The 24,184-nt window shown below is 60.3% G+C and carries 21 protein-coding genes and 1 pseudogene; 15 read left to right on the top strand and 7 right to left on the bottom strand.

The window, feature by feature from the left end; genetic code table 11:
* The first annotated feature begins 49 nt into the window (after positions 1 to 49).
* From HB780_RS06485 to HB780_RS06460, 6 genes are read left to right on the top strand one after another with little or no spacing between them, the layout of a single operon-like run.
* Positions 50 to 892, top strand: coding sequence for a transporter substrate-binding domain-containing protein (locus HB780_RS06485; RefSeq protein ID WP_183689212.1), 843 nt, complete (start codon positions 50 to 52; stop codon positions 890 to 892).
* Positions 893 to 922: 30 nt separating this feature from the next.
* Positions 923 to 1,672: an amino acid ABC transporter permease gene (locus HB780_RS06480; RefSeq protein ID WP_183689211.1), complete on the top strand. Its 750-nt coding sequence runs from the start codon at positions 923 to 925 to the stop codon at positions 1,670 to 1,672.
* Positions 1,669 to 2,442, top strand: coding sequence for an amino acid ABC transporter permease (locus HB780_RS06475; protein WP_183689210.1), 774 nt, complete (start codon positions 1,669 to 1,671; stop codon positions 2,440 to 2,442). The genes HB780_RS06480 and HB780_RS06475 overlap by 4 nt, the downstream gene beginning before the upstream one ends.
* A 10-nt stretch (positions 2,443 to 2,452) precedes the next feature.
* Positions 2,453 to 3,241, top strand: a complete 789-nt coding sequence (locus HB780_RS06470) for an amino acid ABC transporter ATP-binding protein (protein WP_183689209.1) — start codon at positions 2,453 to 2,455, stop codon at positions 3,239 to 3,241.
* 12 nt (positions 3,242 to 3,253) lie between these two features.
* Complete coding sequence (locus tag HB780_RS06465) at positions 3,254 to 4,594, top strand: MmgE/PrpD family protein (RefSeq protein ID WP_183689208.1); 1,341 nt, start codon at positions 3,254 to 3,256, stop codon at positions 4,592 to 4,594.
* 29 nt (positions 4,595 to 4,623) lie between these two features.
* Positions 4,624 to 5,922 carry an LLM class flavin-dependent oxidoreductase gene (locus HB780_RS06460; protein ID WP_183689207.1) on the top strand — a complete coding sequence of 433 codons (1,299 nt, stop codon included), beginning with the start codon at positions 4,624 to 4,626 and terminating at the stop codon, positions 5,920 to 5,922.
* 77 nt (positions 5,923 to 5,999) lie between these two features.
* On the opposite strand, the gene HB780_RS06455 is transcribed toward HB780_RS06460, so the two are convergent.
* The 7 genes from HB780_RS06455 to HB780_RS06425 form a co-directional block, all read right to left on the bottom strand.
* Positions 6,000 to 7,307: an MFS transporter gene (locus tag HB780_RS06455; protein ID WP_183689206.1), complete on the bottom strand. Its 1,308-nt coding sequence runs from the start codon at positions 7,305 to 7,307 to the stop codon at positions 6,000 to 6,002.
* Positions 7,308 to 7,655: 348 nt separating this feature from the next.
* Complete coding sequence (locus HB780_RS06450; RefSeq protein ID WP_183689205.1) at positions 7,656 to 9,353, bottom strand: dipeptide ABC transporter ATP-binding protein; 1,698 nt, start codon at positions 9,351 to 9,353, stop codon at positions 7,656 to 7,658.
* Positions 9,350 to 10,225: an ABC transporter permease gene (locus HB780_RS06445; protein ID WP_183689204.1), complete on the bottom strand. Its 876-nt coding sequence runs from the start codon at positions 10,223 to 10,225 to the stop codon at positions 9,350 to 9,352. The genes HB780_RS06450 and HB780_RS06445 overlap by 4 nt, the downstream gene beginning before the upstream one ends.
* Positions 10,222 to 11,175, bottom strand: a complete 954-nt coding sequence (locus HB780_RS06440; RefSeq protein WP_183689203.1) for an ABC transporter permease — start codon at positions 11,173 to 11,175, stop codon at positions 10,222 to 10,224. The genes HB780_RS06445 and HB780_RS06440 overlap by 4 nt, the downstream gene beginning before the upstream one ends.
* A complete protein-coding gene (locus HB780_RS06435; RefSeq protein ID WP_183689202.1) occupies positions 11,153 to 12,778 on the bottom strand; it encodes an ABC transporter substrate-binding protein in 1,626 nt (541 codons plus the stop codon). The genes HB780_RS06440 and HB780_RS06435 overlap by 23 nt, the downstream gene beginning before the upstream one ends.
* Positions 12,779 to 12,986: 208 nt before the next feature.
* Positions 12,987 to 13,193 carry a KTSC domain-containing protein gene (locus tag HB780_RS06430; protein ID WP_183689630.1) on the bottom strand — a complete coding sequence of 69 codons (207 nt, stop codon included), beginning with the start codon at positions 13,191 to 13,193 and terminating at the stop codon, positions 12,987 to 12,989.
* A gap of 93 nt (positions 13,194 to 13,286) precedes the next feature.
* Positions 13,287 to 13,877 carry a GNAT family N-acetyltransferase gene (locus HB780_RS06425; protein ID WP_183689201.1) on the bottom strand — a complete coding sequence of 197 codons (591 nt, stop codon included), beginning with the start codon at positions 13,875 to 13,877 and terminating at the stop codon, positions 13,287 to 13,289.
* Between the two features lie 513 nt (positions 13,878 to 14,390).
* On the opposite strand from HB780_RS06425, the gene ugpB reads away from it, so the two are divergent.
* The 9 genes and pseudogenes from ugpB to HB780_RS06380 all read left to right on the top strand — a co-directional run bounded on the left by ugpB (position 14,391) and on the right by HB780_RS06380 (position 24,183).
* Entirely contained in the window at positions 14,391 to 15,701 is a 1,311-nt protein-coding gene (gene ugpB / locus HB780_RS06420) for a sn-glycerol-3-phosphate ABC transporter substrate-binding protein UgpB (protein ID WP_183689200.1), read from the top strand.
* Positions 15,702 to 15,768: 67 nt separating this feature from the next.
* Positions 15,769 to 16,650, top strand: a complete 882-nt coding sequence (gene ugpA, locus HB780_RS06415) for a sn-glycerol-3-phosphate ABC transporter permease UgpA (protein WP_183689199.1) — start codon at positions 15,769 to 15,771, stop codon at positions 16,648 to 16,650.
* 9 nt (positions 16,651 to 16,659) lie between these two features.
* The gene (gene ugpE, locus HB780_RS06410) at positions 16,660 to 17,508 is read left to right on the top strand and encodes a sn-glycerol-3-phosphate ABC transporter permease UgpE (protein ID WP_183689198.1); all 849 of its coding nucleotides are present in this window, start codon (positions 16,660 to 16,662) and stop codon (positions 17,506 to 17,508) included.
* Entirely contained in the window at positions 17,508 to 18,560 is a 1,053-nt protein-coding gene (locus HB780_RS06405; RefSeq protein WP_183689197.1) for a sn-glycerol-3-phosphate import ATP-binding protein UgpC, read from the top strand. Before ugpE ends, HB780_RS06405 begins: the two co-directional genes overlap by 1 nt.
* Before the next feature lie 142 nt (positions 18,561 to 18,702).
* Positions 18,703 to 19,320 (top strand): DUF47 family protein, encoded by a 618-nt coding sequence (locus HB780_RS06400; protein WP_286203026.1) that lies wholly within the window; start codon positions 18,703 to 18,705, stop codon positions 19,318 to 19,320.
* The gene (locus tag HB780_RS06395) at positions 19,320 to 20,324 is read left to right on the top strand and encodes an inorganic phosphate transporter (protein ID WP_183689195.1); all 1,005 of its coding nucleotides are present in this window, start codon (positions 19,320 to 19,322) and stop codon (positions 20,322 to 20,324) included. The genes HB780_RS06400 and HB780_RS06395 overlap by 1 nt, the downstream gene beginning before the upstream one ends.
* A gap of 429 nt (positions 20,325 to 20,753) precedes the next feature.
* On the top strand, positions 20,754 to 22,307 hold the full coding sequence (locus HB780_RS06390) for an ABC transporter substrate-binding protein (protein ID WP_183689194.1): 1,554 nt from the start codon (positions 20,754 to 20,756) through the stop codon (positions 22,305 to 22,307).
* Between the two features lie 67 nt (positions 22,308 to 22,374).
* Positions 22,375 to 23,347 (top strand): annotated as a pseudogene (locus HB780_RS06385) (ABC transporter permease).
* Positions 23,344 to 24,183: an ABC transporter permease gene (locus HB780_RS06380; protein WP_183689193.1), complete on the top strand. Its 840-nt coding sequence runs from the start codon at positions 23,344 to 23,346 to the stop codon at positions 24,181 to 24,183. Before HB780_RS06385 ends, HB780_RS06380 begins: the two are co-directional and overlap by 4 nt.
* Position 24,184: the final 1 nt, after the last annotated feature.

Genomic DNA, 24,184 nt, shown 5'->3' with positions numbered 1-24,184 from the left:
CCTTGGCCGGGCTCTCTAGTTTCCGCGCCAACGAAGGAGTTTAGAACCCATGAACTTTGCCAAGCGAACTTCGACGACGCTTTTTGCTGCGGCCCTTTCCATCGGCGCACTTTTCAGCACGCTCGCCCATGCCGACGCTACGCTCGACCGCATCAAGGGACGCGGCTCGCTGACGGTCGGCGTCATCCTGTCCGGCGCGCCATTCGGTTATATCGATCCGGCCGGCCAGGAGCAGAAGGGCTATAATATCGACATCGCCAAGGCGTTGGCCGACAAGCTCGGCGTCAAGCTGGAAACGGTGACGGTGACGCCGCCGAACCGGGTGCAGTTCCTGCAGCAAGGCAAGGTGGATATCCTCATCGCCAACATGCAGTATACCGAAGAGCGCGCCAAGATTCTCGACTACGTTCCGACCCCTTATGATCGCAGCGGTGGTGCGGCCGTCGGTCGCAAGGACAGTGGCTTGAAGGACTGGAGCGACCTGAAGGGCAAGGCGGTCTGCGTTTCGCAGGGGTCGAACTACACACAGCCGCTCATCGAGCAGTATGGCGCCGAAGTGAAGGCTCTGCCCAGCCAGCCGGAATCGCTACTGGCACTACAGGGTGGCAATTGCGTCGCTGCCGTCCATGTCGGCGCCACCGTCGGCCTTCTGCTTCAGGACCGCCCGGAAGAATGGAAGGACTACACCATCCTCTTCCCCACCGAACTCGTCCCGTCCGATTCCGTGATCTGGCTGCGCAAGGGCGAGACCGATACGAGCAATGCGCTCGACAAGGTCATCCGTGAGCTGCATGCGAACGGCAAGCTGCTCGAATACGCGAAGGCCAACCGACTGCTCAACACCTCCTATCTCGAGGAAGAGCACAAGAAGCTCGAGAGCGAAGGCAAGTGACGCTTTAGGTCGCTTGAAGCAAGGCTGCTTATGGGGAATTCCCTTCTTCAGGCCTTCATAGACTGGACGGGCAAGATCGGGCTCAACTACGAGTTCCTCGCCGGCGGTTATGAGGCACAGATTTGGCGTGGTGGTTTTATCACCACGCTTTATCTCATTGTGCTCCTGATTCCGGTCAGCCTCGCTTTCGGCCTCCTCTTTGCGGCCATGCTGACATCCAGCCGCAAACTGGTATCCGCGCCCGTCAGGGCATTTATCGAAATCACCCGCAATACGCCGACGCTGGTGCAGCTGATGTTCAGCTTCCTGGTGCTGAACACGCTTGTCTCCAATGTCCTCGGCGGGGCGCAGAACAATCCGCTCTCGCCGTTTTTCTGGGTCGTGGCCGTCGTCGGCCTGCATGTGGCCGCCCTGCATGCCGATGCCATTCGCGCCGGCATCGAGGCCGTGCCGGAGCAGACCGTGGAGGCGGCCCGCGCCATCGGCTTCACCCGCCTGCAGATCCTGAGGTTCGTGGAGGCTCCTTTGGCGATCCGCGCCTCTCTGCCGGCCCTCGTCAATAATCTGATCAATCTGGTGAAGCTCACGACCGTCGGCAATGCGATCGCGGTGAGCGAGATCACCTACGCCTCGATCATGGTCTGGACGCAGCGCGACAACGTCGTCGAGCTGATGATCGTCATCCTGCTGTTCTTCAGCGCCATCAATCTGGCGGTCGCGCGAATTGGCCATTGGGTTGAAAAGCGCCTGGCCGTGCCGGGATTCGGAGTGGGATCATGACCAACGCCAAGATCCTGTCCGCGTCGGCACACAACCGGCTTCCATGGTTGTTTGGCGCGCTGATTGTTATTGCCGCCATCTGGTTGCTTGCCGATCTGTCGCTGCTGTCGACCCTTATCGAATGGCTGCCTTATCTCGGCAGCGGCTTCCTCATGAATATCCTGATCAGCCTGCTCGCCATGACAGGCGGCACGTTGGTGGGCGTGATCCTCGGCATTTTGCAACTCGCGCCCTTGAAGATCGTCCGCTATCCGGTCGTCTTCTACGTTCAGGTGTTCCGCAACGCGCCGCATCTCGTGCTGATCTTCGCCACCACCTACATTTTTCCCTTCGAGATCGTGGTGGCCGGCCACTACCTGCCCTTCCCCGACTGGCTGAAGGCGGTGATCGGGCTTGCCATCCCTGCCAGCGCCTATGTCGCCGAGATCACGCGCGGCGCCATACAATCGATCGCGACGACACAATGGGAGGCGGCCAAGGGGCTTGGTTTTTCCAGGCTGCAAGCGCTGCGCTGGATTATCCTGCCGCAATGCGCCCGCCGCTCGCTACCGCCCTGGATGAACCTTTTTGCCTCCATCACCATGGGGACTGCGCTTGCCTCGCTCGTCGGCGTGCATGAACTCCTCCATGCCGCGACCGATGCTAGCACCGCCGTTCGCCGGCTGGATTTCACCGTGCTTGCCTATATCGTGGTGATGACGGCGTTCTTCGTTCTTTGCTATCCTATTTCCAGCCTGACGCGCCGCCTCGAGCGTCGCCTGAAAGTATGAGGAGCTGGGCATGAGCCAAGCCGCGACCAATCCGATCGTCGAACTGGCGGACGTGCACCTGTCTTTCGGACCCACAGAGGTGCTGAAAGGGATCGACTTGCAGGTGGCGCGGGGCGAGACTGTCTCGATCATTGGCCCCTCCGGCTCCGGCAAATCGACGATCCTGCGCTGCATCAACGCGCTGGTAACGCCGCAATCCGGCCGCATCACCGTCAATGGCGCGCGCGTCGATCAGATGACCAGCGAAACGGACAGGATCAAGCTGCGCCAGAAGATCGGCATCGTCTTCCAGCAGTATAATCTGTTCCCGCATCTGACGGTCATCGACAACATCACCCTCGCCCCGATCCGCATTCTCGGCGTCGATCGGTCCGAGGCCGAGCGTCACGCGAAGGATCTCCTTGCGCGCGTGCGTCTGTCTGAGAAGGCACAGATGTATCCGGGACAGCTTTCCGGCGGCCAGCAGCAGCGCGTTGCGATCGCCCGCGCGCTTGCCATGAAACCGGATCTCGTCTTGTTTGACGAAGTGACCTCCGCGCTCGATCCGGAAACCGTCGGCGAAGTGCTCGCCGTTATTCGCGATCTCGTCAAGGAGGGCATGACCAGCATTCTCGTCACGCACGAGATGCGGTTTGCCGAGGAAATCAGCGACGTCGTCGTCTTCACCGAAAACGGCCTCATCGTCGACAAGGGACCGCCCGAGCACATCTTCCAGAAGTCCGCAAATCCGCGCATCCGCCGCTTTGTCAACGGACTAGCGGGCGCGCGTGGCGCGCTGGAAGACGGCGAAGGCATCTGAAAGGGATCGATTATGGACAAGGTCTTTCCGCTTACCACGGCCTTTGCCGAGGCCATCGTTTCGTCCGAACCTCTGAAGGATGCCGCCGCCGTCCAGGCGGCTCGCACGGCAATGATCGACTGGCTTGCCTGCGCCTTTGGCGGCGCGCTCGATCGCACGACGCTAATCTTGCTCGACCAGCTATCGCCCGGCAACGGCAATGCGGTGATTGTCGGACAAAAGCGCCGGACGGATGCCCTGACGGCCGCGCTGGTCAATGCCCATGCCGGACATGTGCTTGACTATGACGACGTGCACTCAAGCGTCCGTGGTCATCCAACGACGGTGATCGTACCGGCCCTTCTGGCGCTTGCCTCGGAAGTCCGATTTTCCGCCGAGCAGTTGATCGCAGGCTATATCGTCGGGCTCGAAGCCATGGCCCGCCTCGGGCTTTCGCTCGGCACCAGGCATTACGAGAACGGCTTCCATGCGACGGCGACGCTCGGCACGATCGGCGCCGCGGCGGCCGTCGCCCATGTGCTCGACTACTCTGTCGAGGAAACCGCCGTAGCGCTGGGGCTCGCCGCCACCCATTCGAGCGGATTGCGCCTGCAGTTCGGCTATGATGCGAAGCCCTACCACGCTGGCATGGCCGCGCGCTCCGGCCTCTTGTCCGCCAGGCTCGCCAAGGCCGGCCTAGGCGGCGCCAGGGACTTCCTCGACAATCCCATCGGCTTCTTCTCCGCCTTTGCCTTTGGCGAAGAGCGGCCACAGGCCACGGTGGAAAACTGGGGCTCGCCCTGGCAGATCGTCTCGCCCGGACTGACGTTGAAGGCCTTTCCCTGCTGCACGGCAAGCCATCCGGTCGGCGTGATCGGCATTCAACTGCATCAGGAAGGCTTGCGCGCGGACACGATCGAGTCCGTCACCATAACCTTCCCGCCGGGCGGCGATGCCGCGCTGGTGGTGACGAACCCGGTCAACGGGATCGATGCGCGCTTCAGCGCCGAATATGTCTTTGCGACCGCGCTCATCGACGGAGCGCTCCGGATCGATCATTTCGGCGAGACGCCGGTGCGCGAGGACCTGATGGCGGTTGCCCTCCGCGTGCGGCGCCGCCATGACGAGGCAGCCCCTCGCCTGTCCAGCGACCCGAAGACGCGTTTTGTGATCGCCGATGTGAGCCTCACCAATGGCGAACGACTGACCCGTGAGTTCAAGGGCCTGCCGGGCGTCACCGATCCCACCGACAAATTCCGCGGCGCTACCGGCAACCATTCCGCTGTCTCAGCCGTTCCAGAACTTGCAAGGACGATGCGGAGCGAGGATGATCTCTATCGGTTCCTCGACGTGCTCGGCCAGCGGCTGACCTGATCTTTTCCGTAATTCCAAGGCATGAAACCATGAGCAAGACCCGCAAGATCCATCTCGGCCTTTTCCTGCAGGGAGCTGGTCATCACGTCTCCGGCTGGCGCCATCCGGATGCTGAGGCCGGCAGTGAGAATTTCGACCTGCTGCGCCGCGTGGCGCAGATGGCGGAGGCGGCGAAGTTCGACATGCTCTTCCTGGCCGACGGCCTGACGAGCGCCATCGACGCGCACCCATCGATGATCGCGCGCTTCGAACCGTTGACGCTACTTGCCTCGCTTGCCATGGTCACCGACAAGATCGGCCTTGCCGCGACGGCATCGACCACCTACGGCGAGCCCTATCATATCGCCCGCGCCTTTGCCTCGATCGATCATCTGAGCCACGGCCGCGCCGCCTGGAACATCGTCACGACGGCCTATGCGCGCACGGCCGCCAACTTCTCAAAGAGCCATCCGGAACACGATGAGCGCTATGCCGTAGCCGAGGAATTCGTCGATGTGGTGCGCGGGCTCTGGGATAGCTGGGACGACGACGCCTTCCCGAAGGACAAGCAAAGCGGCGTCTATGCAGACCCGTCCAAGGTGCGCGTGCTCGACCACAAGGGCAAGTATTACACCGTCAAGGGGCCGCTCAATATTCCGCGCTCGCCGCAGGGTCATCCGATCCTGATCCAGGCCGGCTCCTCCGGTCCAGGCCAGGATCTGGCCGCCCGAACCGCCGACATCGTCTTTACCGCGCAACAGAGCCTCGATGAGGCCCAGGCCTTCTACAAGAGCCTCAAGGGCAAGGTTGCGGGCTTCGGGCGCGATCCCGATAGCGTGGCGGTCATGCCGGGCTTCCTGCCGGTGATCGGCAGGTCGGCGGCGGAAGCGCGTGAGAAGCTCGATGTCCTGAACCGCTGGACGGAGATCAAGAGCGCCATGCCGCTTCTTGAAGAGCGGATCGGCCATAGCCTTGCCGATTACGATCTCGACGGTCCATTGCCCGACCTGCCGATTTCGGACCAGTTGCGCAGCCGTGCCGAATTGCTGACGGAGTTGGCGCGACGGGAAAAATTGACGATCCGCGAGCTTGCCTTGCGCGTTGCCGCAGGCCGCGGCCATCATATCGTGCTCGGAACGCCCGTTGAGATCGCCGAGCGCATGGAGCAATGGTTCAAGAACGGCGCCGCAGACGGCTTCAACGTCATGCCGCCCTTCTTCCCCGACGGGCTTGAAGATTTCACCCGCGAAGTGGTGCCGATCCTACAGGAAAAAGGTCTTTTCCGCACGGAATACGAAGGCACGACCCTACGCGATCATCTCGGCATTCCACGGCCGGCGCTTGGCTGACGTTTCGAAAAGCGTATAAACATGTGACGGATCAAAAGGCCCGCCTCCAGATTGGAAGGCGGGCCTTTTACGTCTCATCAGGGGCGCGTTGTGCCGGACCCTGTCCCGTCGCGCAGCGTAGACGCGTGCGTCATCATTCGCCCGACAAACAGAACCAATATAGCAGCCACCACGAGGCAGGCGGCAAGGAAGAACATCGGCGCGATCGTGCTTCCAGTGGCGTCCTTGATCCACGGCACGACATTCTGCGCGACGAAGCCTCCGAGATTGCCGATGGAGTTGATCGCCGCAAGACCGGCGGCGGCACCAGCCCCCTTGAGGAAGCGCGACGGCAAGCTCCAGAAAACCGGCTGTCCGGCGAAGATGCCGGCGGCGGCAACGCAGAGGAATGCGAACTGTAGCGTATGGTTCGGAATGACCGCCGAGAGCACCAGGCACACAGCCCCCGTCAGCGCGGAGATCACGATGTAGGGCGTCTTGGATTCAGCCTTGTCCGCCATTGACGGAACGACATAGAGAGCGATCGCGACGAGAATCCAGGGAATGATGTTCAGGAACCCGTTGGTGGTGTTGCTGACCCCAAAACCCTTGACGATGGTCGGAAGCCAGTAGCTGAGGCCGTAGGCTGCCAGCGGAAAACCGACATAGCAAATCGCCATCAGCAGAACGCGCGGATTGATCAGAGCCTTGAAGCCGTCGGATGCATTCAGCTCCATGCCTGCATTTTCAGCGGCAAGCCGATCCTTGAGCCACTTCTTTTCCTCGGCACTGAGAAAGCCTGCCTTTTCCGGCAGGTCGGACAGATAGAAGAAGGTCACGAAACCGGCGATAATGGCGGGAATACCGGTGACGATGAACACCCACTGCCATCCGGCGTGAGCATAGAGGCCGTCCATGTCCAGCAGAACGCCACCGATGGGCGCTCCGATTGCGTTGGCCAGCGCGCTGAAAATCATGAACAACCCGACCATCCTGCCGCGATAGGCCGAGGGATACCAGAGGGTCAGAAGGTAGAGGACACCCGGAAAGAACCCCGCTTCGCAGGCGCCGAGCAGAAAGCGCAGAATGTAGAACATGGTCGGGCTCTGGGTATAGGCCAGTGCGACCGTGACAATCCCCCACGACACCAGAATGCGCGCAAACCACTTGCTCGCCCCGAACCTGTCGAGCAGCAGGTTACTCGGGACTTCAAACAGGAAATAGCCGATAAAAAACAGAGACGCGCCCAGGCCGTAGGCATATTCGCTCATGCCCAGAGCATCAACCATTTGCAGTTTCGCGTAGCTGACATTCTGACGATCGATATAGGCGATAAGATAGAGAATACCTAGAAAAGGCATAAGTCTCCAAGTGATCTTGGAGACAAGCTGTTTTTCATCAACCACGTCATTTCCTCCCTGGGGCAAAGCTGGATCATGTAGATAGCGCGGCCCGGCGTTTTTCAATCTAAAAGCGATTGAAAAACAAGCCGGCCCGCGCGAGTTCCAAGTCGCCGTCCACTGGCAATAGAGAAAAGAGGGCTAGCAAGCAGCGAAACGCACCATGGCCAGCACCAGCCTGCGGTTTTTCATCGATGTAATAAGCAGGTTGAAATTACAGCATCGCATGATCGAGTGAAAATCACGCTGAACCCTCGAGGGAATAGATCGCGATAAGACCATGCGACAAAGAATCTATTAGCCCTTTTGTTTCTCGCCCAGGCATCTCGAGTGCTTCCGCCGGTATGTGAAATGCTATTCCTTCTTCCAGGCCGAAAGCATGGGCACGGAGGCGATCAGATCGCGCGTGTAAGGATGTTGCGGCTGATCGAAGAGCTCCTCCACCGCTCCGGTCTCGACAACCACGCCGTCCTTCATGACGGCGATGCGATGGCTCATATGTTGCACCACGCCGAGATCGTGGGAGATGAAGACCATCGACAGTCCCAGCCGTCCCTGAAGATCGACCAGCAGGTCCAGCACCTGCGCCTGTGTCGTGACATCCAGTGCAGAAACCGGCTCGTCGCAGATCAGCAGCTTTGGTTCGGCCGCAAGCGCCTGGGCGATGGATACGCGCTGCCGCTGGCCGCCGGACAAGGTGTTCGGCCGTCGTGCAAGAAGCTCCGGCGATAGGCCAACCAATTCGATCAGTTCCGCTATTCTCCGCCGCCGCGCCGCCCGGTCGAGATCGCCTCGCAGCCGCAGAGGCTGGTCGATGATGCGCTCCACGGTGAAGCGGGGGTCGAACGAGCCGAGGGGGTCCTGACTGATGGTCTGGATGCGGCTACGCAAGGGCCGCCGCTCAGCTTCGGCAAGCGCACTCCATGGTTTGCCTTCGAAGAGTACGTCGCCGCTGGCCGCGTGTCGCAGCCCCAGCGCCACCTTGCCGAGCGTTGTCTTGCCGGAACCGGACTCGCCGACGATGCCGAGCGTTTCACCCCGGCCAACCTCGAGCGAAACCTGCCGGACCGCTTCGAGCCTGCTGCCGTCGGGTCGCTTGAAACTCACCGAGACATTGCGGATCTCCAAGAGCGGCGTTTCGGCCTCCACGACCTGCCGGCGGATCGGCGCGCCGTCGGTTGCGCTCAACCAGCGGCCACGGGTCGCGGCCGTCGGCACGGCTGCCAGTAGGCGACGCGTATAGTCGTGTAGCGGCGTGGACAATACTTCGCGTGCCGGGCCAGCTTCCACCAATTGGCCATTCTGCATCACCACCACGCGGTCGGCGAGCTGTGCTGCCACCGCGAGGTCATGCGTGATGATGAGAACCGCGTGACCGGCCCGCGCCAGCTCCTTGAAAACCGCGAGGACCTGCCGCTGTACCGTGACATCCAGCGCCGTGGTCGGCTCGTCGGCGATCAACAGGCGCGGTTGCGCTGCCAGCGCCGAGGCGATCAGCGCTCTTTGCCGCAGCCCGCCGGACAGCTCGTGCGGATATTGGGCGGCGCGAACGTCAGGATCGGGGATGCCGGCGCGGCTGAGCAGTTCCTCGACACGCTCAGCCACTTGCGATCGGGGCAGCAAACGGTGCGCCAGGATCGGTTCGGCAACCTCGCGACCGACCGTGCGCAAGGGATCAAGCGAGACCAAGGCATCCTGCAGCACGAAGCCAACCTCCCGCCCGCGAAGCTGACGCCACGACCGCTCGGAAAGACCCTGAAGATCCAGCACCTGTCCATCATGGCCGACAAGTGTCATCGCTTCTGCCCGGACATCAGCCCGCGCGCCGGCAAGGCCCACGAGTGCACGAGCCGTCACCGATTTTCCCGACCCGGATTCACCGACGAGCGCGAGGATTTCCCCGGCTGCGATTTGAAAGGAAACGTCCCTCACCGCTTGCACCCGGCCACGCGGCGTCGGAAAGGTTACGCTGAGCCCCTTTACCTCCAACAGCGTAGGACTTGAGGGAACGGCCGCGAAGTGGCTCCGCAGGATGGTATTATCCAGGTTCAACGGGCTTCCCCCTTGGACAAGAGGTTTTGCAGCCGGCGGCCGAGAAGGGTGATCGAGATCACGGAGATGGCTACCACGGTGGCCGGCAGCAGGCTGGTCCACGGGGCAATGTCGAGAAAATTGCGGCCGTTTGCCAGCAACGCGCCCCATTCCGCTGCCGGCGGCACGACGCCGAGGCCGAGAAAGCTCAGAGCCGATGCGGAGAGGACGGAGCTCCCGACCCCGATTGTCGCCAGGATCAGCAGCGGACGGATAGTATTCGGGATGATATGCCGGGTGACGATCGTCCAGGGATGTTCACCGAGCGTGACGGCGTGCTCGACATAGCCTGAAAGCTTCACCTGTAGTACCTGCGAGCGGACCAGCCGCGCATAGGATGCGACACTGGAAAAACCGACGGCAAGCAGCGTGTTCAAAGGCCCGCGCCCAAGCACGGCGATCACCAGCAGCGCCAACAGTATTTCGGGAAAGGCGAGGAGAATATCGATCAGGCGCACCAGAATGCGGCTGACGGCCTTCGGCGCAAGTGCTGCTGCCGTGCCAAGTAGAATACCGCCCAGGGTGGCGATCAATGTGGCGCCGATGCCGATCGCAAGCGATAGCGATGTTCCGTGCACGACGCGCGAAAACAGGTCGCGCCCGAGTTCGTCGGTTCCAAACCAATGCCGCAAATCCGGCGGCATCAATATCGCATCCGTATCCACCGCTTCCGGATCGAAAGCGGTGAACCATTGCGGCTCCCTGATAGCAACAGCAAGAACCACCACAATGACGAGCGGGATGAGCAGGCCGGGTGCAAGCCAAGGATTGGCGCCAGCACCGCCATCTTGACGCCGGCGTAGCGCCGCATCGAATAATTCCGCGCTGCTCATTGTGGCACTCTCCGTAGGCGAGGATCGATCAGCAGATAGAGGGCATCGACCAGCAGGTTGATGATGACGAAGACGCAGGCCGACAGCATCACCAGCCCAAGCACCAACGGCATGTCGCGGGTCTTGATTGCCTGCAGCGTGATCTGGCCGATGCCGGATCGGCCGAACACCGTTTCTGTGAGGATGGAGCCGCCGAGCGTGCTGGCAAACAGGGTACCGGTCAGGGTGGACGCGGCGAGTGCTGCATGGCGCAGACCGTGGCGAAACCGCAGGAGGGTTTCTCCGACACCGCGAGCCCGGACCGTCAGCGCAAAGGGTTGCGACAGAGCCTCTTCCAGACCATCCCGCAGAACCTGGCTCAACAGCGCGGTCAAGGGCAGGCTGAGCGCAATCGCCGGCAGCACGAGAGAGGCAAACCCATCATTACCGGTCACCGGGAACCATTGCAGTTGAAAGCTGAAGAGCGACAGCAGCACGATGCCAATCCAGTAGACGGGCGTGCTCAGCAAGATCAGTTCGAGACCGGAAAGCGTCACCGCCAGCCCTCGCCGGCGGCCCGCCGTCGCCAGGGCGATGGTTATCGCCAGGCTGAGCGCAACGATGATGGCGCTGCCCGCCAGTTGCAGCGTCGGGCCGGCCGCCTCCGCTATGACGTCGATGACGGGCTGCCGGTACTGATAGCTCTCACCGAAATTGCCGAACAGCGCGTTGCCGATATAGCGCGCATATTGCAGCACCAGCGGCTGATCCAGCCCATATTGATGGACCAGAGCTGCCCGCTCGGCCTCGTCGACGACATTCTCGCCGCCGGAGAGGATCGAGACCGGATCGCCGGGAATGAGCTTGACTGCGATGAAGGCGATCGTCGCTGCGCCCCACAACACAGCGACGATCACACCCAGCCGCCTTGCGACGGCATGGATCAGGTTACGGGTTGAGCCAGGCATCATAAAAATTTGGTTTGGCGTTGGTGGCCCAGCTAATGCCGAGAAGCTTCTTGGAGGCGCCAAGCTGGTAGGCGGCGACATAGCGCGGCACCGCATAGGCCTGGTCGATGATCTCAGTCTGGATCTCGGCGTAAAGCCGCTTGCGCTCGGCATCGCTCGCGCCGATCGCCTTGCTCAGCTTTTCGTCGAGACTGTTGATGCGCGCATAATTCGCGCCGTTTGGCGGCGCATAAGCCGAGTGAAACACCGTGCGCAGAATGTCCGGTTCGGCACGCACGTAATAGAGCGAGACCAGATCGTAATCATTGGCATTGGCACGGGCGATAAAACCACCGGCATCGGTAGGATCAAGCTGCAAATCAAAACCGGCCTGGCGCACCTGATATTGAGCCGCCTGCGCGAGCGTAATATCGGAGTCACCAACCTGGGCGCTGTCGTAGACGTAATGAAGCGTCAGGCGCTGGCCGTCCTTCTTGCGAATTCCGTCGGCATCCTTCTCTTTCCAGCCGGCTTCATCAAGCAGGCGGTTCGCCTTGGCGAGATCAAAGCCCCATTTGCCGCCAAGGCGGGATTCGTAATAGAGCGTCGAAGGCGCGAGGATATTGTCAGCCGGCTTCAACGTGCCGAAGTAAGCTGCTTTCACGGCTGCGGCGACATTCACCGCGCTCTGGAACGCCTGGCGAACCTTGATGTCCTGGAAAGGTCCCTTCGAGATATTCAGGAGAAAGGCGCTTGTAACGCCCGGGTTCTCCTTCGTCACGACCTGCAATTTTCCATTGCTCTGCACCGAGCGGAAATTAGCGGGCGGAACCGCGTCGATGGCGTCCACCTGCCCGCTCGCCAGGGCGCCGAGACGAACCGAGGCTTCCGGCAAGTATTTGAAATCGATCTCATTGAAATGAGCCGGCCCCTTGTGGGCGGCATAGCCGGGGCCCCAGTTGTAATCGGCACGCCGGGTCAGCTTGCTGCCGTTGCCCTTCACGAAACTATCGAGGACATAGGCACCGGAGCCGATAACGGTATTGGTCGTGCTTGTCGCCTTTTGCAGATAGGTCGGAGACTGGATCCCGAGATAGGGCAGGCTAAGGCCCTGCAGCAGCGGCGCGAAAGACTGACGATAGCTGATCACGACAGTATTTGCGTTCGGCGCCTCGATCTTGTCGATCGGACCGAGCAACGACTTAGCGTAGCTAGAGGTCGTCTTCGGATCGAGGATACGATCGAAATTATACTTCACCGCCGCCGCATCGAGCGGCGTGCCATCGCTGAAGGTCACACCCGGCCTCAGATGAAATGTATAGACCGTGTTGTCGCCATTGATTTCCCAACGCTCGGCCAGCCAGGGCGTGAAGCTGTTGTCCTCGGCCTGACCGACCAGCGAGTCGACGATATTGCGGGTGATGACCGCGGTAATCGAGCTGCCGGTGATCGACGGGTCGATAATGGCTGTGTCCGTCCCAAGACCAACCTTGAGGATACCGCCATCAACCGGCTTGGCGCCCTCGGACGCCGCCCAGGCATGTGCACCGGCGAGCGAAAGGAAAGACAAGGCAACGACCGCGCGGACGCTGCTTCTTAGCGAAACTCCAAAGACTGCACGCCCCATATTCTAAGCCCCGATACTGGAAACGATCGAAATTGACCGGCCCTGCCAGCGTGCAAAGTTGCGACGCATCGGCAATCCCGTGCTTAGAATATTGTCTATAAAATTAGTGGACTAAAGGTATTCTGGTTCGTTTGACGCGACGTTCGAAAAATACCGTTTCAAACTTATACCGGTCATCCCTCCGCCGAGGGCCATCCGGCATCGAGCTTTAGGCAACGCGCTCGAAGCGGGTGCGGATATGTTCGATGTAATGCTGGCCGGGCGAAGCCGCCTTGACCATGGCGAGAGCGGCCTTTTCAGGAACGCCGGCAAACAGGCGCTCCTCGCCATTTTTGAAGCGAATATAGAGACGTCCGTCCTCGGGGTGGAAAGCGACGGATTTAATGATTTTCGATGAAACTGGAAACTCTTTCATGGTGACCTCTTCTTTGAAGCGGTTATCCCACGAAAACCCCAACATCGAGTGAAGTGACCTAGTTAAAGAAGAGTAGTCTGCAACCATCAGTTTTTATCGAATGGCGGAAGCGATCTCCGGCGACGTTGTATCACCCTCCCCCAAGGCCCGTTGCATCAGCACAGTATCGACCCATCGGCCAAGCTTGAAACCGGCGGATTTGAACGTTCCTATGGGCTGGAACCCCATGCGGCGATGGAGTGCGAGCGAGCCTGCATTGCCGCTGTTGCCGATGACGGCCAGCATCTGTCGCCATGGTCCCTTTTCACAGCGGACAATGAGTTCCTGAAGAAGCGCGCTGCCGACGCCCCGGCCGCCGAGACCATCCGCGACATAGACCGAATCCTCGATTGAGAAACGATAGGCAGGACGAGGCCGATAGGCGGTCGCATAGCTGTAGCCGACGATCTCGCCATTCAATTCGGCAACGAGATAGGGCAACCCCGTGCCGAGCACGGCGGCGCGACGCAAACGAAGTTCGTCGACCGACGGCGGCACCTCCTCAAATGTCGCCAATCCATAGAGAACATGGTGGGTATAGATATCGCGTATAGCCCCCATATCCTCATCACTGGCATCGCGAATGACGGGCCGATCCCGCTGAATGGACATGTCTCGGTCTTTCAAAGTCTGCCCGCTTTCCATTGCGCCATCTCTTCTCAGCAAGCCGTTGTCTTTAACGACGCCGCATCATGGAGAATGACGGACCATAGATGAAGCTTTTGTCGATTATGCTTCGCATAAGGAAAACTTTGCCTATCCACTAACCCAGTATCGCACCGAAACCTTGTCGGACGGTCGTTTGAACATGTCGAGCCACTCGACCGCGCGCAGGCAGCAGTTGGGGAAAAAACCGAATGAAACTCTTGCCGTGGCGCTCAGACTCCGGCGATCTTAAATCTTTGCGCGCCGCACTGTCACAAAACTGTCGTATATTCTCATTTCTCAGCATACATAGATGGATCGGTTGATTCAGTCGTCGTCGCCTCTTTCCAGCGAGAGGCAAGAATTGACGAAGGGCCAGTCGGTCTTGCCGCGAGGAATTCGTTTCAAGTCGTGGCTTTCGAATGGAATGTCCGGCATGGGGATCGAGGAGGATCCCCGCCGGAAATTAGGGCCGGGCGTGGTCTGCGCCTGTCGGGACACTTGGGAGGAAACATGTCCGTACGTTTTATTTGCGCCTCAGCTGCGGCGATCGCCATCTCGCTTTCCATGACATCGAACGCATTTGCGCTGACCGAGCTGCAATGGTGGCACGCCATGTCGGGCGCCAACAACGAGGTCGTCGAGCAACTCGCCAAGGAGTTCAACGAGAGCCAGACGAATTACAAGATCGTGCCTGTTTTCAAGGGCACCTATCCGGAAGCGTTGAATGCCGGCATCGCCGCGTTCCGAGCCAAGCAGGCTCCGGCGATCCTCCAGGTCTTTGATGCCGGCAGCGGCGTGATGATGGGGGCCGAAGGCGCGATCATGCCGGCAGCCGACGTGCTGAAGAAGGGCGGCTATACGTTCGACAAGTCGCTGTATCTGCCTGGTATCGTCTCCTACTATTCCAGGCCTGACGGCACGATGCTGTCGTTTCCCTACAACTCCTCCTCGCCGATCCTTTATTATAACAAGGACACCTTCAAGAAGGCTGGGCTCGACCCGGAAAGCCCGCCGAAGACCTGGTCCGATGTCTTCGACGCCGCCAAAAAGATCAAGTCGAGCGGTGCATCGGCCTGCGGTTTCACCTCCACCTGGCTCACCTGGATCCAGACCGAGAACTTTGCCGCCTGGAACAATGTCGCCTATGGCAGCAATGAAAACGGACTCGGCGGCACAGACGTCAAACTCGAATTCAATTCGCCACTTTTCGTGAAGCATTTCCAGGCGATTGCCGATCTCGCCAAGGACGGCACCTTCCGCTATGGCGGCCGCACATCAGAGGCCAAGCAGCTCTTCACCTCGGGCGAATGCGGCATCCTGACGGAATCCTCCGGCGGTCTCGGTGACATCGTCAAGAGCGGCATGAATTACGGCATCGGACAGCTCCCCTACGACGAAGGCGAAGGCCGGCCGCAGAATACCATCCCTGGCGGGGCCAGCCTTTGGGTTTTCGGGGGCAAGAGCGATACCGAATACAAGGGCATTGCCGAATTCTTCCACTTCCTCTCGCAGACCAAGATCCAGGCGCGCCTGCATCAGGTCTCCGGCTACTTGCCGGTGACGATGGCTGCCTATGAAGAGACGAAGAAGTCCGGCTTCTATGACAAGAATCCTGGTCGCGAAACGCCGATCCTGCAGATGCTGGGCAAGGCGCCGACCGCCAACTCCAAGGGCGTGCGCCTCGTCAACCTGCCGCAGGTACGCGACATCATGAACGAGGAGTTCGAGGCGATGCTGGCCGGCAAGCAGGACGCGAAAACGGCGCTCGATAAAGCCGTCGAGCGCGGCAACGCCGCCATCCAGCAGGCCATTGGCAATTGACGCATTGATGCGGTCCGGCCCGCAGCTGTTATGGCTGCGGGCAATTTCCCTGCCCTAGGAGATCGCTGTGCAGCGCGTTGTCTTTCCCAACAAGATCCTTCCCTATCTCCTTGTCGCTCCGCAGATCATCCTGACGGTGGTCTTCTTTTTCTGGCCGGCGAGCCAGGCGCTATACCAGTCGATGCAGCGCGAAGACCCCTTCGGGCTGAAGAGCAGCTTTGTGGGGCTCGCCAATTTCCGCGCTGTACTGTCCGACGAGACCTATCTGCATTCCCTACAGGTGACGGTGATCTTCAGTGTATCGACGGCGCTACTATCGATGATCGTCGCGCTCGCACTTGCGACGGCCGCCGACAAGGTGGTGCGCGGCCAGACCCTGTATCGCACGCTGCTGATCTGGCCCTATGCGGTCGCGCCCGCCGTGGCCGGCATGCTCTGGCTCTTCATGTTCAATCCGGCGATGGGTACCCTCGCCTATATTCTCCGCCGCAACGGCTTTGCCTGGGATCCGCTTTTGAACGGCGATCAGGCGATGGTGCTGGTGATCGTTGCCGCCGCCTGGAAGCAGATCAGCTACAACTTCCTGTTCTTCGTTGCCGGTCTGCAGGCAATCCCGAAATCGCTGCTCGAAGCCGCCTCCATTGATGGCGCGCGCGGCAGCAGGCGCTTCTGGACCATCGTCTTTCCTCTGCTGGCGCCGACGACCTTTTTCCTGCTGGTGGTCAACACGGTCTACGCCTTCTTCGACACCTTCGGCATCATCCATGCCGTCACCGGCGGCGGACCGGCCAAGGCGACGGAGACCCTCGTCTACAAGGTCTACAATGACGGTTTCGTCAATCTCAACCTCGGTTCGTCGGCGGCACAGTCGGTGATCCTGATGGTGATCGTCATCGCGCTCACCGCGTTCCAGTTCCGCTTCGTCGAGAAGCGTGTGCACTATGCGTGAGGTGAACCGATGATCGAAAAACGTCCCGTTGCCAATCTCGTCGGCCATCTGATGCTGATCATCGGCATCATCATCGTCGCCTTCCCGATCTATTATACGTTCGTCGCCTCGACGATGACGTCAGCCGAAATTCTGCGGCCGCCGATCTCGCTGCTGCCCGGCGGTCATTTTGTCGAGAATTATGGGGAGGCGCTCTCCGGCGGCGTCGAGCGCGTGGTCGGCGTCAGCCTGCCGCGCATGCTATGGAACACGTTTGTCGTGGCCGTCGTCATCGCCGTCGGCAAGATCGCGATCTCCTTCCTGTCAGCCTTCGCTATCGTCTTCTTCCGCTTCCCATTGCGCATGGTGTTCTTCTGGATGATCTTCGTGACGCTGATGCTGCCGGTCGAGGTCCGCATCCTGCCGACATACAAGGTCATCGTCGATCTCGGCATGATCGACACCTATGCCGGCCTGACCCTGCCGCTGATGGCATCGGCAACGGCCACCTTCCTGTTCCGGCAATTCTTCCTAACTGTTCCGGGCGAACTGCTGGAAGCCGCCCGCATCGACAATGCCGGACCTTTCCGTTTCATGCGCGATATCCTGCTGCCGTTGTCGAAGACCAATATCGCCGCCCTGTTCGTGATCCTCTTCATCTATGGCTGGACGCAATATCTGTGGCCGCTGCTCGTCACCAACGACGCCAAGATGTCGACGATCATCATCGGGCTCAGGAAAATGGTGGATTTCGCCGATGCGGCGACGCCGTGGAATTTCGTGATGGTGACGGCGATCCTGGCGATCATTCCGCCCATCGTCGTCGTGGTGCTGATGCAGCGCTGGTTCGTCAAAGGTCTTGTGGAGACGGAGAAATAATGGCTGGGATCACCCTCAAGGATGTCCGCAAAACCTACGGCGGCGGCATCGACGTCATCAAAGGCGTGTCGCTTGATATTGCCGACGGCGAGCTCGTCGTGCTGGTTGGGCCTTCCGGCTGCGGCAAGTCCACGCTTCTGCGCATGATTGCCGGACTGGAAAGCATCACATCGGGCACGGTGTCGATCAATAGTCGCGTGGTAAACGAGCTGGAACCGTCGGACCGCGACATCGCCATGGTCTTTCAGAACTATGCGCTCTATCCGCATATGACGGTGCGCCAGAACCTGGCCTACGGGTTGAAGAATCGCAACACGCCGAAGGACGAGATCGAGCGGCGGATTGACAAGACGGCCCGCTCGCTGGAGATCGAACAATTTCTGGAACGCAAGCCGCGCCAACTGTCCGGCGGCCAGCGCCAGCGCGTCGCCATGGGCCGCGCCATCGTGCGCGAGCCGGCCGCCTTCCTGTTTGACGAGCCGCTCTCCAATCTCGATGCCAAGCTGCGCGTGCAGATGCGCGTCGAGATCAAGCGGCTGCAGCGATCGCTGGCAACCACCAGCGTCTATGTCACGCATGACCAGATGGAGGCAATGACGCTGGCCGACCGGCTGGTGGTGTTGAATGGCGGCCGGATCGAGCAGGTCGGCACGCCCATCGAGCTCTACGAGCGTCCGGCCACGACCTTCGTCGCAACCTTCATCGGCTCGCCGTCGATGAACCTCCTGAAGCTCACGGAGAAAAGCGGCCTTGCTCTTTCGGCCGGCGCCGGCCCCGTCAGCGGCGACACGACCATCGGCATCCGGCCCGAGGACCTTCATCTGGCCGAAGATGGAAATGCCGCCGCCTTTAGCGCAAAGGTGCGCGTCCAGGCGGTGGAGCTGGTGGGTGCGGAAAGCTATGTTTACGGCATCCTTCCGGATGGTCAGACCATCGTCTTTCGCGTCTCCGGGCGGTCTCAGATCGCGATCGATGCCGAGCTTGTGGTTGCCGCTTCCGCCAACGCCTTGCATTTCTTCGACGGCGCGGGAAACAGAATAGAGTCCACATAAACGGGTTCAAACCTTGGGACGACGCTGTTGGAGAGGGTCGTTTCGCAGGCGTATCGGCTTTTCATGTCACGCTCCGTCATTTATGACGGATTTATGACAACGCATGTTTGGAGCGCCGACAGTGAACTGGTTTCGTAAATTGATGCCGCGGGAAGATCGTTTCTTTGATCTCTTCGAGCGGCATTCCCGCACCGTCGTCGGCGCGGCCGAAGCTTTGAACGAATTGCTGGCCGGCAAGGACACGGAGCAACATTGCCAGCGCATCGTCGAGCTGGAGAACGAAGCGGACGAAATCACCCGTGAGGTCCTGCTCGCCGTTCGACGCAGCTTTATTACACCCTTCGATCGCGGGGATATCAAGGACCTGATCATGTCGATGGATGATGCCATCGACATGATGCACAAGACGGTCAAGACCATCCGGCTGTTCGAACAGACCAGCTTCGATCCCAGAATGCAGGAAATGGGCGGGGTAATCGTCCAGGCCGCCAAGCTGGTGGCCGAGGCAATCCCGCTGCTCGATCGCATGGGCGCCAATTCGGCCCGCCTCAGCGTACTCACCGAAGAAGTGGTGAAAGTCGAGGGCCGTTCCGACGAATTGCATGAGCAGGGTCTCAAGGATCTCTTCCGTCGTCACGGCGGGTCGAACCCCATGGCCTATATCATCGGCAGCGAGATCTATGGCGAGCTGGAGAAGGTGGTCGACCGCTTCGAAGACGTCGCCAACGAGATCAGCGGCATCGTGATCGAGAACGTCTGATGGAGGCCACCCTCGCCCTTCCGCTTTTGGCGGGCCTGATTGCCGTCGCGCTATTCTTCGACTTTCTCAACGGGCTGCACGATGCGGCCAATTCGATTGCCACCATCGTCTCTACCCGCGTGCTGCGGCCACAATATGCGGTGATGTGGGCTGCCTTCTTCAATTTCATCGCCTTCCTGTTTTTCGGGCTGCATGTGGCAGAAACCCTCGGCACCGGCATCATCGATCCGGGCATCGTCACGCCGCAGGTCATCTTCGCCGCGCTGATGGGCGCCATCGTCTGGAATATCGTCACCTGGATATTCGGCATTCCGTCGAGTTCGTCGCATGCGCTGGTCGGCGGACTGGTGGGCGCCGGACTGGCCAAGACCGGCACGAGCGCGATCGTCTGGTCGGGCCTGCTGAAGACAGCCGGCGCCATCGTGCTTTCGCCGATGCTGGGCTTCGTGCTCGCGCTTCTCCTCATCTTGTGCGTGACCTGGATCTTCGTCCGGCAAACGCCGTTTGCCGTCGACAGCACATTCCGCGTGCTGCAATTCATCTCCGCGTCGCTCTATTCGCTCGGTCATGGCGGCAATGATGCCCAGAAGACGATGGGGATCATCGCCGTGCTGCTCTATTCCCAGGGCTATGGCGGCGGGGAGTTCCATGTGCCGCTCTGGGTGGTGTTGTCCTGCCAGTCCGCCATGGCGCTCGGAACCTTGTTCGGCGGCTGGAGGATCGTGCATACCATGGGTTCCAAGATCACCCGGCTCAATCCGATGCAGGGCTTCTGCGCGGAGACCGGCGGCGCGATCACATTGTTTGCGGCGACATGGCTTGGCATTCCAGTCTCGACGACCCACACGATCACCGGAGCCATCATAGGCGTCGGCGCTTCCCGGCGCCTTTCCGCCGTGCGCTGGGGGCTCGCAGGTAACATCGTCATCGCATGGGTCGTGACACTGCCTGCCGCTGCTGTGATCTCCGCGCTGGTCTATTGGGTCATGAACTGGGTGGGCTGAACGCCCACTTGAAGGCTCATTGCCTTTTCCCTGACAGCGGCTCTCGCGCGCTCATCTCGGATGTTTGCTTCAGCGCCAGCCCCGAGAGCGGTGCTTTTTTCGGCAATTCAAGCCTCTTCCCCGACTACCCACACTCAACATGCGCAATTAATACGCACTCCAAGAGTGCGCTCAAAACTTATGCGAAATTTCCAAGAGAGCCGCTTGACAGGTCAGGCTTGGGAGGCTCTTAATGCGGTCACTGATGCAAATATATACCAGTATATCGGTTGATCATCGGAGTGTCGTTCGCTCTAGCTGACACGCAAAAAAGCTCCGATCCGTTGAATACGCACCGCGACTTTCGAAAGCCCCAAACCGGCTTTCGGAGCGATGCCGCAATGCAAAGTAACGTCCGCACGCCAAACGAAAATCCATAAGGGGAACTTCATGCGACGCCTGCTTTCCATGTCCTTTGCCTTAGTCCTCACCGCAAGCGCCGCCTATGCCGCGCCCCTCGAAGGCGGCAAGATCAATCTCATCGTCCAGCCGGAACCGCCCAGCCTGATGATCGCCATCACCACCAACGGCCCGAGCCTTGCCGTCGGCGGCAATATCTTCGAGAGCCTGCTGCGCTATGACGAGAAGTTGCAGCCCATGCCATCGCTGGCGAAATCCTGGACAGTTTCCGACGACGGCCTGACCTATACCTTCACCCTGCAGGACAACGTGGTCTTCCATGACGGCAAGCCGATGACCTCGGCCGACGTGCTGTTCACCGTCAACGACTTCCTGATGAAGACGCAGCCGCGCCACCGCAACCTGATGGACCATGTGGAGAGCGTCACGGCGCCCGACGACAAGACGGTCGTCTTCAAGCTGAAACAGCCTTTCGAACCCTTCATCCGCGCCTTCAATTTTAGCGCCATGCCGATCGTGCCGAAGCACCTTTACGAAGGCACGGAATACGCCACCAATCCGAACAACGAAAAACCGGTCGGGACCGGCCCCTTCAAATTCGTGGAATGGAAAAAAGGCAGCTATATCAAGCTGGAGAAGAACAAGGACTATTACCTCAAGGGCAAGCCCTATCTCGACGAGATCTACTACCAGATCATCCCGGATGGCGCCGCGCGCGCCGTCGCCTATGAGACGGGCAAGGTGGATGTACTGCCGGGCGGCTCAGTCGAGAATTTCGACGTTCCGCGCCTCTCGGCACTGCCGAACACCTGCGTCACGGAAAAGGGCTGGGAATATTTCTCGCCGCTTTCCTGGCTGTGGCTGAACAACCGAGTTCCCCCGATGGACAATCCGAAATTCCGCCAGGCGATCATGTATGCGCTGGATCGCGAGTTTGCCAAGGATGCGTTGTGGAACGGGATGGGCAAGGTTGCCACCGGCCCGTTCTCGTCCAAGCTTCCCTTCTATAAGGCCGGCGGGCAGCAATATGAATTCAACCCGGACAAGGCGAAGGAGCTGCTGAAGGAAATAGGTTACAACGGCAACGGCAAGCCGCTCCGGCTCCTGCCCCTGCCCTATGGCGAAACCTGGCAACGCTGGGCCGAGGCCGTGAAGCAGAACCTTGCCGATGTCGGCATTCCCGTCGAGATCGAGGCGACCGACGTTGCCGGCTGGAACCAGCATGTCGCCAGCTGGGACTACGACCTGGCTTTCACCTATCTCTACCAGAACGGTGATCCCGCAATCGGCGTGGAGCGCAATTACAAGACCACGCAGATTTCCAAGGGATCACCGTGGAACAATGTCGAGGGATATTCCAACCCTGAAGTCGACAAGCTGTTCGATACCGCCGCCGTCGCCTATCCGGCAGCCGAGCGCCAGAAGATCTACGATCAGGTTCAGGCCAAGCTTCAGGACGACGTTCCGGTCGCATGGCTGCTCGAGCTGGGTTTCCCGACGATCTACAACTGTAAATTCCAGGACATCGTGACCACCGCCAACGGATTGGCGGAATCCCTGCGCGATACATGGATCCAGAAGTGACGGAACTGCGGGGAGAGACTCTCCCCGCTCTTCTCATCCCACGGAGAAATCGCAGCAGGAGGCTCTCATGACGCGATTCATTGCAGGAAGGCTGCTCAAGGCAGTCGTTATCCTCATCTGCATAGCCATACTGAATTTCTTCCTCATTCACGCAGCGCCCGGCGATCCGGCCGCGGTGATGGCGGGCGAAGCCGGTGAAACGGATGCCGTGTTTCTCCAGCAACTGCAGGAGCGCTTCGGTCTCGACAAGCCTTTGTATATGCAGCTGTGGATCTACATCTCCTCGATCGTGCGGCTCGATCTCGGCTATTCCTATCGCCAGCAATTGCCGGTTCTGCAATTGATCCTCGATCGCCTGCCGGCAACGCTGCTCCTCTCCGTCTCGGCCTTCGTCATTTCGCTCGGTCTCGGCATTCTGGCCGGCGCGGTGTCCTCGGCCCGCCAGGGCCGCTGGTCCGATACGCTGATCTCGCTGGTGACGCTGATCTTCTATGCAACGCCGCTCTTCTGGCTGGCGCTGATGGCCGTGCTGCTATTTTCCGTGCAACTCGGCTGGCTGCCGGGCTTCGGTTACGAGACCGTGGGGGGCGGATTATACCGGCTTTGCTCGCATGCTCGACATTCTCCAGCATCTCGTTTTGCCCGCAATGACGCTCGGCCTATTCTTCATGGCCGTCTATGTCAGGATGACGCGAGCCTCGATGCTCGAGGTGAACCAGCTTGATTTCGTCAAGACCGCCAAGGCCAAAGGGCTGCGCCCGGCCGTCATCCAGCGTCGGCATGTCCTGCGCAACGCCATCCTCCCGGTCGTCACGCTGGCCGGTCTCCAGGCCGGGCAACTGGTGGGCGGCGCGGTACTCATCGAAACGGTCTTTGCCTGGCCGGGTATCGGCCGGCTGATGTTCGATGCCCTGTCGCAGCGCGACTATAACCTGCTGCTCGGCGTCTTCATCGTCTCCGCCGCCATGGTGCTGTTGTTCAACCTGATCACCGATGTGCTTTACCGCATCGTCGATCCGCGCATCCGGGTGGCGTCATGAAGGATTTCTGGAAACGTTTCTCCCGAAACCGCGGCGCCGTCATCGGCCTGGTAATCCTTGCCGCCGTGGTGATCCTGTCGATTGCCGCGCCCTTTCTCTACACCAAGTCGCCATGGGCGATGGTGCAGCGTCCGTTCCTTCCGCCCTTCACGACGGAACGCTTCCTGCTTGGAACCGATCCGATGGGCCGAGACCTTGCCGCCGGGCTTGCCTATGGCGCGCGCGTTTCGCTGCTGGTGGGACTAGTCTCGACCGTCGTCTCGCTGCTGATCGGCATCCCGATCGGGGCGATTGCCGGCTACTTCGGCGGCTGGGTGGACGATTGTCTGATGCGCTTCACCGAATTCTTCCAGAGCGTGCCGAGCTTCGCGCTTGCCGTCGTGCTGGTCGCCATATTCCAGCCGTCCATCGCATCGATCGTGGTGGCGATCGCCGTGGTGTCGTGGCCGCCGGTCGCCCGGCTGCTGCGTGGCGAGGTGATGGCACTCAGATCGCGGGAATTCGTCGAGGCGGCGGTGCTGTCTGGCCAGACGCACGCAACCATCATCTGGCGGCAGATCCTGCCCAACACGCTGTCTCCAATCATCGTGCTTGCCTCGATGATGGTGGCGGCCGCCATCCTCATCGAAAGCTCGCTCTCCTTCCTCGGACTTGGCGACCGTAACATCATGTCCTGGGGTTATATCATCGGCGCGGGTCGCACCGTGATCCGGCAGGCCTGGTGGGTCAGCTTCTTTCCGGGTCTCGCCATCCTGCTCACCGTGCTCGCCCTCAACCTCGTTGGTGAGGGACTGAACGATGCCCTCAATCCGCGCCTTGCGCGCCGTGGAAAGTGAG

The sequence above is a fragment of the Rhizobium lusitanum genome (assembly GCF_014189535.1).
Classification (GTDB): domain Bacteria; phylum Pseudomonadota; class Alphaproteobacteria; order Rhizobiales; family Rhizobiaceae; genus Rhizobium; species Rhizobium lusitanum_C.
The sequence above is the reverse complement of the archived record's forward strand: the minus strand, read 5'-3'. Positions and strand labels throughout refer to the sequence as shown.

Excerpts from the sequence above, each read along its gene's own strand:
- HB780_RS06425 (WP_183689201.1), bottom strand. The coding sequence starts at position 13,877 with ATGGAAAGCGGGCAGACTTTGAAAGACCGAGACATGTCCATTCAGCGG.
- HB780_RS06465 (WP_183689208.1), top strand. The coding sequence starts at position 3,254 with ATGGACAAGGTCTTTCCGCTTACCACGGCCTTTGCCGAGGCCATCGTT.
- HB780_RS06480 (WP_183689211.1), top strand. The coding sequence starts at position 923 with ATGGGGAATTCCCTTCTTCAGGCCTTCATAGACTGGACGGGCAAGATC.
- HB780_RS06475 (WP_183689210.1), top strand. The coding sequence starts at position 1,669 with ATGACCAACGCCAAGATCCTGTCCGCGTCGGCACACAACCGGCTTCCA.
- HB780_RS06390 (WP_183689194.1), top strand. The coding sequence starts at position 20,754 with ATGCGACGCCTGCTTTCCATGTCCTTTGCCTTAGTCCTCACCGCAAGC.
- HB780_RS06460 (WP_183689207.1), top strand. The coding sequence starts at position 4,624 with ATGAGCAAGACCCGCAAGATCCATCTCGGCCTTTTCCTGCAGGGAGCT.
- HB780_RS06470 (WP_183689209.1), top strand. The coding sequence starts at position 2,453 with ATGAGCCAAGCCGCGACCAATCCGATCGTCGAACTGGCGGACGTGCAC.
- HB780_RS06395 (WP_183689195.1), top strand. The coding sequence starts at position 19,320 with ATGGAGGCCACCCTCGCCCTTCCGCTTTTGGCGGGCCTGATTGCCGTC.
- HB780_RS06485 (WP_183689212.1), top strand. The coding sequence starts at position 50 with ATGAACTTTGCCAAGCGAACTTCGACGACGCTTTTTGCTGCGGCCCTT.
- HB780_RS06430 (WP_183689630.1), bottom strand. The coding sequence starts at position 13,193 with ATGAAAGAGTTTCCAGTTTCATCGAAAATCATTAAATCCGTCGCTTTC.
- ugpE (WP_183689198.1), top strand. The coding sequence starts at position 16,660 with ATGATCGAAAAACGTCCCGTTGCCAATCTCGTCGGCCATCTGATGCTG.
- HB780_RS06405 (WP_183689197.1), top strand. The coding sequence starts at position 17,508 with ATGGCTGGGATCACCCTCAAGGATGTCCGCAAAACCTACGGCGGCGGC.
- HB780_RS06435 (WP_183689202.1), bottom strand. The coding sequence starts at position 12,778 with ATGGGGCGTGCAGTCTTTGGAGTTTCGCTAAGAAGCAGCGTCCGCGCG.
- HB780_RS06400 (WP_286203026.1), top strand. The coding sequence starts at position 18,703 with ATGCCGCGGGAAGATCGTTTCTTTGATCTCTTCGAGCGGCATTCCCGC.
- ugpB (WP_183689200.1), top strand. The coding sequence starts at position 14,391 with ATGTCCGTACGTTTTATTTGCGCCTCAGCTGCGGCGATCGCCATCTCG.
- HB780_RS06445 (WP_183689204.1), bottom strand. The coding sequence starts at position 10,225 with ATGAGCAGCGCGGAATTATTCGATGCGGCGCTACGCCGGCGTCAAGAT.
- HB780_RS06380 (WP_183689193.1), top strand. The coding sequence starts at position 23,344 with ATGAAGGATTTCTGGAAACGTTTCTCCCGAAACCGCGGCGCCGTCATC.
- HB780_RS06440 (WP_183689203.1), bottom strand. The coding sequence starts at position 11,175 with ATGATGCCTGGCTCAACCCGTAACCTGATCCATGCCGTCGCAAGGCGG.